General features: G+C 67.7%; 7 protein-coding genes. 3 read left to right on the top strand and 4 right to left on the bottom strand.

Annotated elements, in window-relative coordinates; all coding sequences use genetic code 11:
- The 3 genes from QZS21_RS11225 to QZS21_RS11215 form a co-directional block, all read right to left on the bottom strand.
- Positions 1–893, bottom strand: an 893-nt coding sequence (locus tag QZS21_RS11225; protein WP_295583418.1) for an NAD(P)/FAD-dependent oxidoreductase, incomplete at its 3' end; no start/stop codon positions are given.
- 285 nt (positions 894–1,178) lie between these two features.
- Positions 1,179–3,560, bottom strand: a complete 2,382-nt coding sequence (locus QZS21_RS11220) for a ribonucleoside triphosphate reductase (RefSeq protein WP_295583416.1) — start codon at positions 3,558–3,560, stop codon at positions 1,179–1,181.
- A 168-nt stretch (positions 3,561–3,728) separates the two neighbouring features.
- Positions 3,729–4,424, bottom strand: a complete 696-nt coding sequence (locus tag QZS21_RS11215) for an anaerobic ribonucleoside-triphosphate reductase activating protein (protein WP_295583414.1) — start codon at positions 4,422–4,424, stop codon at positions 3,729–3,731.
- Between the two features lie 165 nt (positions 4,425–4,589).
- On the opposite strand from QZS21_RS11215, the gene QZS21_RS11210 reads away from it, so the two are divergent.
- Positions 4,590–5,456: a DegV family protein gene (locus tag QZS21_RS11210; RefSeq protein WP_295583412.1), complete on the top strand. Its 867-nt coding sequence runs from the start codon at positions 4,590–4,592 to the stop codon at positions 5,454–5,456.
- Between the two features lie 47 nt (positions 5,457–5,503).
- Here QZS21_RS11210 and QZS21_RS11205 read toward each other — a convergent pair whose 3' ends face one another.
- Positions 5,504–6,862, bottom strand: a complete 1,359-nt coding sequence (locus tag QZS21_RS11205) for an 8-oxoguanine deaminase (protein ID WP_295583410.1) — start codon at positions 6,860–6,862, stop codon at positions 5,504–5,506.
- A gap of 139 nt (positions 6,863–7,001) precedes the next feature.
- Between QZS21_RS11205 and sdaAB the strand changes: the two genes are divergently transcribed.
- Positions 7,002–7,670, top strand: a complete 669-nt coding sequence (gene sdaAB / locus QZS21_RS11200) for an L-serine ammonia-lyase, iron-sulfur-dependent subunit beta (protein WP_295583408.1) — start codon at positions 7,002–7,004, stop codon at positions 7,668–7,670.
- Between the two features lies 1 nt (position 7,671).
- The coding region (sdaAA, locus tag QZS21_RS11195; RefSeq protein WP_295583406.1) for an L-serine ammonia-lyase, iron-sulfur-dependent, subunit alpha at positions 7,672–8,535 on the top strand (864 nt) is incomplete at its 3' end.

Below are 8,535 nucleotides of genomic sequence, written 5' to 3'. Positions count from 1 at the left end.
CGGCAGGCCGCCAGGGCCGCCACGGCGCGGTCGGCGCAGGCGGTGGTCAGCTGGCGGATCTCCTTGGCCCGGCAGTCCCCGGCGGCGAAGACGCCCGGCAGACCGGTGCGGCAGTCCTCTCCGGCGGGGAGGAAGCCGTCGGCCCCCGCCAGGCCCAGCGCCCGGGCCAGGGCGGTCTCCGGCTGCTGGCCCACGGCCTGGAACAGCCCGTCCACCGCCAGATGGGACGCCGCCCCGGTGGCGGTGCTGCGCAGGGTCAGGCCGGTGAGGGCGCCGGACCGGCTCTCCAGCGCCTCCACCACCGTCTCCCGCAGGATGGTGACGTTGGCCCGGCGCTCCAGGGCCTCCAGTAAGATGGGGTCCCCCCGGAACGCCTCCCGCCGGTGAATCAGCGTCACGTGGTGGCACAGGTCCGAGAGGAACAGGGCGTCCTGGAGGGCGGTGCTGCCGCCGCCGCAAACCGCCGTGTCCCGGTCTTGGTAGAACGCGCCGTCGCACACCGCGCAGAAGGAGATGCCGGTGAGGCGGTCCTCGCCGGGCAGGCCCAGGGAGCGGTGGGTGGTGCCGGTGGCCAGGATCAGGGCGGTGCAGGTGTAGGCGCCGTAGTCCGTCACCACGGTCCGGGGGGCGTCCGACCGGATTTCCAGCACCTCCTCCAGCTCCACGCGGGCGCCCAGGGCCTCCGCCTGGGCGTAGAACCGGTCCGCCAGCTCCGCGCCGGAGACGGCGGAAAAGCCGGGGTAGTTCTCCACCTTGGGGGAGGCGGCGATCTGACCGCCGATGCCGCTCTTTTCCAGCACCAGCACGGTTTTGCCCGCCCGGCGGGCGTAGATGGCGGCGGTGAGCCCGGCAGGGCCGCCCCCCACCACGATGATGTCAAAATGCTCCTTCACAGGCGATCCTCCATAGGGGACAGGAGGGACCGTGGTTCCGCCTGTCCGTCAGCTTGTCAAAAGGTCCCACAGCGTTTCGCCGCCGGAGCGGCGAAACGGAACTGCCATCCTGTTCTGCCGCGGCACGTACGTGGCGGAACATTCCGCTGGGCCTGCAAGTGTGCACGCGGTGCGCCAAGGGCACACCCCGCGTGCGCGCCGCAGGCCGCAGCTTTCTCCAAAAAGCGCCGCGGGCACTTTTTGGATACATAGACAGGAGGGACCGCGGTCCCTCCTGTCTATGTATCAGTGTGTGGCGGCAAATTTCTTGATGACCGAGGCATTGACCAGCTTCTCCACCTGGCCGCCGCGGCGGACGATGAGGGTGGGGGCCTGCTGGATGCCGTACCGGTCCACCAGATCCCGGTGCTCGCTCACGTCCATCACCTGGTAGGCCAGGCCCGCCTTCTCCAGCTCGCTTTTGGCGATTTTGCAGTTGGGGCAGGTCTGAGTGGTGAAGAGGAACAGCCCGTCGGGCCCCTCCTGACCGGAGGAGGGGGTGTCCGCCGCGTTGGAGGCGGATTCCCGGTCGCAGAGGCGGCGGCCCTCCAGCACGGAGTGGTCCGGGTCGTAAACCTTCCGGTCCTGGAACTCCTGCACCTTGCCGTCGTTCCAGTTCTGCACGGGGCGGTAGTATCCGGTGATGCGGCTCCACACCTCGCAAACCTTGCCGCAGGTGGGGCAGGTGGCGTGCTCCCCGGCGAGGTAGCCGTGCTCCGGGCAGATGGAGTAGGTGGGGGACATGGTGTAGTAGGGCAGCTTGAAGTTCTCTGCGATCTTCCGCACCAGGGTGGCCGCCGCCTTCCAGTCCGGCAGCTTCTCGCCCAGGAAGGCGTGAAATACGGTGCCGGAGGTGTACAGGGTCTGGAGCTCGTCCTGCACGGCCAGGGCGTCGAAGAGGTCGGCGGTGTAGCCCACCGGCAGGTGGGAGCTGTTGGTGTAATAGGGGGTGTCGCCGGGGTTTTTGGCGGCGGTGACGATGTCCGGGTACAGCTCCACGTCGTGCTTGGCCAGGCGGTAGGTGGTGGACTCGGCGGGGGTGGCCTCCAGATTGTAGAGGTCGCCGTACTGCTCCTGGTAGTCGCTCAGGCGCTGGCGCATGTGGTTGAGCACGTCCTTGGCGAAGGCCTGGGTGGCCGGGTGGGTCAGATCCTCCCGCAGCCACTTGGCGTTGAGGCCCACCTCGTTCATGCCGATGAGGCCGATGGTGGAGAAGTGGTTTTGGAAGGTGCCCAGGTAGTGCTTGGTGTAGGGGTACAGCCCGGCGTCCATCAGCCGGGTGATGACGGTGCGCTTGGTCTTCAGGCTCCGGGCGGCGATGTCCATCACGTGGTTGAGCCGCTGGTAAAACTCCTCCGGCGTCTTGGAGAGGTAGGCGATGCGGGGCAGGTTGATGGTCACCACGCCCACGCTGCCGGTGGATTCGCCGGAGCCGAAGTAGCCGCCGGACTTCTTGCGCAGCTCCCGCAGGTCCAGCCGCAGGCGGCAGCACATGGAGCGGACGTCGGAGGGCTCCATATCGGAGTTGATGTAGTTGGAGAAGTAGGGAGTGCCGTATTTGGCGGTCATCTCAAAGAGGAGGCGGTTGTTCTCCGTCTCGCTCCAGTCGAAGTCCCGGGTGATGGAGTAGGTGGGGATGGGGTACTGGAAGCCCCGGCCGTCGGCGTCGCCCTCGGTCATGATCTCGATGAAGGCGCGGTTCACCATGTCCATCTCCCGCTTGCAGTCGCCGTAGGTGAAGTCCTGCTCCTTGCCGCCCACGATGGCGGGCAGGTTCTCCAGGTCCTTGGGCACCGTCCAGTCCAGGGTGATGTTGGAGAAGGGGGCCTGGGTGCCCCAGCGGGAGGGGGTGTTCACTCCGTAGACAAAGGACTGGATGCACTGCTTGACCTCCCGCTGAGAGAGGTTGTCCGTCCGGACAAAGGGGGCCAGGTAGGTGTCGAAGGAGGAGAAGGCCTGGGCGCCGGCCCACTCGTTTTGCATGATGCCCAGGAAGTTCACCATCTGGTTGCAGAGGGTGGAGAGGTGGCTGGCGGGGGAGGAGTTGATCTTCCCCGGGATGCCCAGCCCCTGCTGAATCAGCTGCTTCAGGCTCCACCCGGCGCAGTAGCCGGTGAGCATGGAGAGGTCGTGGATGTGCATGTCGCCGCTCTTGTGGGCCTTGGCGATCTCCGGGTCGTAGATCTCGCTGAGCCAGTAGTTGGCGGTGATGGCGCCGGAGTTGGAGAGGATCAGGCCGCCCACGGAGTAGGTGACGGTGGAGTTCTCTTTCACCCGCCAGTCGTTGATCTTCACATAGTTGTCCACCAGCTCCTTGTAGTCCAGCATGGTGGAGTTCAGGTTGCGGATCTTCTCCCGCTGTTTGCGGTAGAGGATATAGGCCTTGGCCACGTCGGCATAGCCGGCTTTGCTGAGGACGTCCTCCACGCTGTCCTGGATGTCCTCCACGGTGACCTTTCCGTCGTGGATCTTCTCCTGGTAGGCCGCGGTGACCTTCAGGGACAGCAGGTCGATGATGTCGGGGTTGTACTCCTTCCCCGTGGCCTCGAAGGCCTTGGTAATGGCCACGCCGATTTTGGAGATATCAAAACCGGCGATCTTGCCGTCTCGCTTTACGACCTGATACATAAGACTTCTCCCTGCTTTCTCCCGTAATACGTCATTTCAAAATAAGAGGAGCCGCCGCGGCGCGGCGGCCCACGAGTATTATTCTATACAGGCCGGGGCGGGAAGTCAATTGGAGAAAGCACTATATCTTGTGAAAAAAATCGGCAGAAACCACAAATGTCACAAGATTTAGTCCACGCCTCGGAGCGTGGTCTCCCCGAAGAAGGGTCGGGCCGCCTGGGCCAGGGCGTCCATCTCCTCCGGCGGCAGGCCGTGGAGCCCCCGGCCGATGAGGCTGCCGGAGTCCACAAAGCTCTGGAGCACGTACCGGGGCGCCCCCTCCAGCCACGCCCCCACGGAGCGGATGTCCGCCGGGGTGTGGAACTCCCGGACCGCGGTGGTGCGGAACTCGTGGTCCACGCCGCTGCGGCCCAGCAGGCGGATGCTCTCCTCCACCGGGGAGAGGTCGAAGTCCGGGACCCCCACCGTCCGGGCGTACTTCTCCCGGCTGTTTTTGATGTCCATAGCCACGTAGTCCGCCAGCCCCCGGTCCAGAATCTCCGCCAGGGCGGCGGGATAGCAGCCGTTGGTGTCCACCTTCACGGCAAAGCCCAGGTCCTTCACCGCCGCCAGGAAATCCGCCGCCCCGGGGTGGAGCAGCGGCTCCCCGCCGGAGAGCACCACCCCGTCCAACAGGCCCCGCCGGGAGGCCAGGAAGGCCAGCACCTCCTCCTCCGCCAGGGCGGGGGACTCCTCCAGGCGGGTCACCAGCAGGGCGTTGTGGCAGAAGGGGCAGCGCAGGTTGCACCCGCCGGTGAACACCGTGGCGGCCAGCTTACCGGGATAGTCCACCATGGAGAGCTTTTGCAGTCCGCAGATTCGCATGGGACGCCTCCTTAAAAAACGTTACCTCCATCATACGATGGTCCCGGCGGCGGCGCAAGTCCTTTTTCCGCGGCGGGAGGGGACGGATCGTTCTTGCAGTTTTCTGGATTTTGTGGGATAATCATCCCAATACGGCAGAAACTAGAAAAAATGAGGAGGACCGTTATGCTCCCACAAAAGATCGCCCTGCTGACCGACTCCTGTGCGGATTTGACGCCCCAGCTGGCGGAGGAGAATCACATCCACATCGTGCCCCTGCGGATTCTCTGCGCGGATGGAGAGTATCTGGACGGGGTGAACATCCGGGGCGGGGACGTCACCGCCCGGCTCCGGAATGGGGAGCTGCCCCAGACCTCCCTGCCTGCGGCGGAGGAGATCGGCCGAACCCTGGAGCGGATCGCGGCGGAGGGCTACGACGGCGTGATCGCCGTCATGCTCTCCAGCGGCCTGTCCGGCACCTTTAACCTGGTGCGCCTCATCGCGGAGGAGTGCCGGGGCCGTCTGGAGGTGCGGGTGTTCGACTCCCTCAATGGGTCCCTTGGCATCGGCATGACGGTTTTGCAGCTGGCGGAGGACATCCGAAACGGCATGGGATGGGAGGAGCTGACGGAGCGCCGGGTGCCCCGGCTCGTCGGGGCGGCCCGCCCCTTCTTCTCCGTGGATACGCTGGAGTACCTGCATAAGGGCGGCCGGATCGGCAGAGTCACCGCCACGGCGGGCACCCTGCTCCAGATCAAGCCGCTGCTGACCTTTGCCGCCGACGGGCAGCTGACCTCCGTGGCCAAGGTCCGGGGGCGGAACCAGGTGATCGACCGGCTGGTGGAGCTGACGGTGAAGGCCTGCGGCGATCACCGGCGGTACAATCTGGCGGTGGCCAACGGCGGCGCGCCGGAGGGCATGGCGCTGCTCCGCCGGAAGCTGGAGGCGGCCCTGCCCGATTTCGACCACCTCTGGGAGGGGGAGATCGACGGGACGCTGAGCGTGTATATCGGCGACGGCGTGCTGGGGGCCGCCGTCCAGGCGCTGGACTGAAAGAGGGAAATCAGGAGGGCCGCTGCTTTGCAGCGGCCCTCCTCTTCTCACGCCCGGTCCAGGTAGGCCCGGCAGCAGGCCCGGGCCTCCTCCGCCAGGCGGCCCTCGTCCAGCGCGGTCAGGCGGCCCTCCCGGACGGTGATGCGCCCGTGGACCACGGTGTAGTCCACCGGGCCCCGGAGGCCCACGGTGGCCAGCACGTCGGCAGGGCTGTACTCCCCGCCCACCAGCTCCAGGCGGCGGGCGTCCACCAGAAACAGGTCGGCACACTTGCCCACCTCCAGAGAGCCGATATCCGGCCGGCCCAGCAGCGCCGCCCCACCCCGGGTGGCCAGCTTCAGCACCTGGTAGCCCGAGGGTGCGGCCTTGCTGGCGTGGAGCCGGTGGAGCAGGTAGCACACCCGCAGCTCCTCCAGCAGGGAGGAGCCGTCGTTGGAGGCGGAGCCGTCCACCGCCAGCCCCACGGGCACCCCCAGGGCCAGCATCTCCGGAATCCGGGCCACGCCGGAGGAGAGCTTCATGTTGCTGATGGGGCAGTGGGCCACGCCGGTGCCGGTCCGGGCCAGCTCCCGCAGCTCCTCGTCGTTGAAATGGATGCCGTGGGCGTACCACACGTCGGGGCCGGTCCAGCCCAGGGACGCCAGAAACGCCAGAGGCCGGACGCCGTGGTGCTCCAGCATGTAGCGCTCCTCGTCCCTGGTCTCGCACAGGTGGGTGTGGAGGCGGACGCCGCCCTGCCGGGCCAGCAGGGCGCTCTGCCGCAGCAGCTCCGGGCTGACGGAGAAGGGGGAGCAGGGGGCCAGGACCACCTGGCGCATGGAGCCGGGGCGGGGGTCGTGGTAGGCCTCCACCACGCGGGCGGAGTCCCGCAGAATCTCGTCCACCGTCTGCACCACGCTGTCCGGCGGCAGGCCGCCGTCCTTGCGGGAGAGGTCCATGCTGCCCCGGGAGGCGGCCATCCGGATGCCCAGGGTCTCCGCCGCGGCAAACTGGGCGCCGGTCAGGTCTCCGGCGCCCCGGGGGAAGACGTAGTGGTGGTCGAAGCAGGTGGTGCAGCCGTGCTTCATCAGCTCGCCCATGGCGGTGAGGGTGCTGAGGCGGACCACGTCCTCGTCCAGGCCCTTCCAGATCTCGTACAGGGCGGTGAGCCAGTCGAACAGCTCCAGATTCTGCACCTGGGGCAGGTTCCGGGAGAAGACCTGGTAGAGGTGGTGGTGGGTGTTCACCAGGCCGGGGTAGCACCAGCAGTGCCGGGCGTCCAAGACCGTGTCGGCGGACTGGGGGAGGCCGGGGCCGATGGCCCGGATGAAGCCGTCCTCGCAGTAGAGATCGACGTCTTGGAGGATGCGGTCGTCGCCGTCGCAGGTGACGAGGGTGCGGATGTTCTTCAACAGCAGAGTGGACATGGGGGACACGCTCCTTTCCTGTCACCAGTATACGGGAAAGGGGGCGGGCGGTCAACCGCGGAAAAATGCCTTGTGGACGGGGCGGAAGTATGGTATGTTCGGACTGAGGGAACGATAGCGGACAGAGAGGAGCGGGACGATGCTGGATATTTTCGACATTTTGGGGCCGGTGATGGTAGGGCCCTCCAGTTCTCACACGGCAGGGGCGGTGCGGATCGGCCGCATGGTCCGGTCGCTGCTGGGGGCGCCGCCGGTCGCGGCGGAGATCGGCCTGTACGGCTCCTTTGCGGAGACCGGCCAGGGCCACGGCACGGACCGGGCGCTGGTGGCGGGTCTGCTGGGCCTGCGGCCAGACGATCTGGACATTCCGCGGAGCTTTGCGCTGGCGGCGGAGCAGGGGCTGCGGTTCTCCTTCCACACCGCCCAGCTGCGGGAGGCCCATCCCAACACGGCGGTGGTGACGGTGGAGGACGCCCGGGGGCAGCGATTGACGGTGCAGGCCGCCTCCACCGGCGGCGGGCGCATCCGGGTGGACCGGCTCAACGAGGTGGAGGTCTGCTTCACCGGGGCGTTCAACACCCTGATTATTCGTCACAAGGACGTGCCCGGCGAGGTGGCGGAGGTGACCCGGGAGCTGTCCAACGCCCGGGTGAACATTGCCAATATGAGCCTGTGCCGGGACCGGCGGGGCGGCGACGCCCTGATGGTCATTGAGACGGACCAGCGGGTGCCCCCGGTGGCCCGGGTGCTGATTGAGGAGCTGCGGGACGTGCGGCACCTGACCTACTATGAAAAGGAGGGGGACTGAGATGGCCCTGGATTCCATGGAGGAGATTTTCCAGCGGATCGAGGCGGAGCAAAAGCCCTTCTGGCAGGTGGTCCGGGACACGGATGTGGAGGAGCGGCAGGTGACGGCGGAGGCCTCCCAGGCCAAGATGCGGACCGCCTGGCGGGCCATGCTGGACTCCGTGGAGACCTACGAGGGGGACCGGCGGTCCGTCAGCGGCCTGGTGGGCGGCGACGGCGGGAAGATGCGGGCCTACGCCCAGACCGGCCGGGCCCTGTGCGGGCCCTATCTGCAGGAGGTGGTGGCCACGGCGCTGTGCGTGGGGGAGTCCAATGCCTGCATGCGCAAGATCGTGGCGGCCCCCACGGCGGGGGCCTGCGGCGTGCTGCCGGCGGTACTGGTGCCGCTGTACCGCCGGGGAGAGGCGGACGAGGCCGCCATTGTCCAGGCGCTGTACGTCGCCGCCGGCATCGGCGCGGTGGTGGGTTACCGGGCCTGCATCGCCGGCGCCGCCGGGGGCTGTCAGGCGGAGATCGGCACCGCCTCCGCCATGGCGGCGGGGGCGCTGGCGTCGCTCCGGGGCGGCGGGCCGGAGCAGATCGGCCACGCGGCCGCCATGGCGCTGAAGAACCTGCTGGGCCTGATCTGCGACCCGGTGGCGGGGCTGGTGGAGGTGCCCTGCGTGAAGCGGAACGTGGTGGGGGCGGTGAACGCCGTCAGCTGCGCGGACATGGCCCTGGCGGGGGGCACCAGCCGGGTGCCGGTGGACCAGGTGATCGACTGCATGGGGGACGTGGGAAAGCGGATGCCGGTGGAGTTCCGGGAGACCGCCCAGGGCGGCCTGGCCGCCACCCCCTTCGGCCGGCGGGTGAAGGAAGAGATGGAA

The organism is uncultured Oscillibacter sp. (assembly GCF_900544955.1).
In the GTDB taxonomy this organism is placed as follows: domain Bacteria; phylum Bacillota; class Clostridia; order Oscillospirales; family Oscillospiraceae; genus Oscillibacter.
This window is presented reverse-complemented; position numbering and strand designations above follow the sequence as displayed.

What these genes read in the sequence shown, in the direction of transcription:
- sdaAB (WP_295583408.1), top strand. Translation starts at nt 7,002, where the DNA reads ATGCTGGATATTTTCGACATTTTGGGGCCGGTGATGGTAGGGCCCTCC.
- QZS21_RS11215 (WP_295583414.1), bottom strand. Translation starts at nt 4,424, where the DNA reads ATGCGAATCTGCGGACTGCAAAAGCTCTCCATGGTGGACTATCCCGGT.
- QZS21_RS11205 (WP_295583410.1), bottom strand. Translation starts at nt 6,862, where the DNA reads ATGTCCACTCTGCTGTTGAAGAACATCCGCACCCTCGTCACCTGCGAC.
- QZS21_RS11220 (WP_295583416.1), bottom strand. Translation starts at nt 3,560, where the DNA reads ATGTATCAGGTCGTAAAGCGAGACGGCAAGATCGCCGGTTTTGATATC.
- QZS21_RS11210 (WP_295583412.1), top strand. Translation starts at nt 4,590, where the DNA reads ATGCTCCCACAAAAGATCGCCCTGCTGACCGACTCCTGTGCGGATTTG.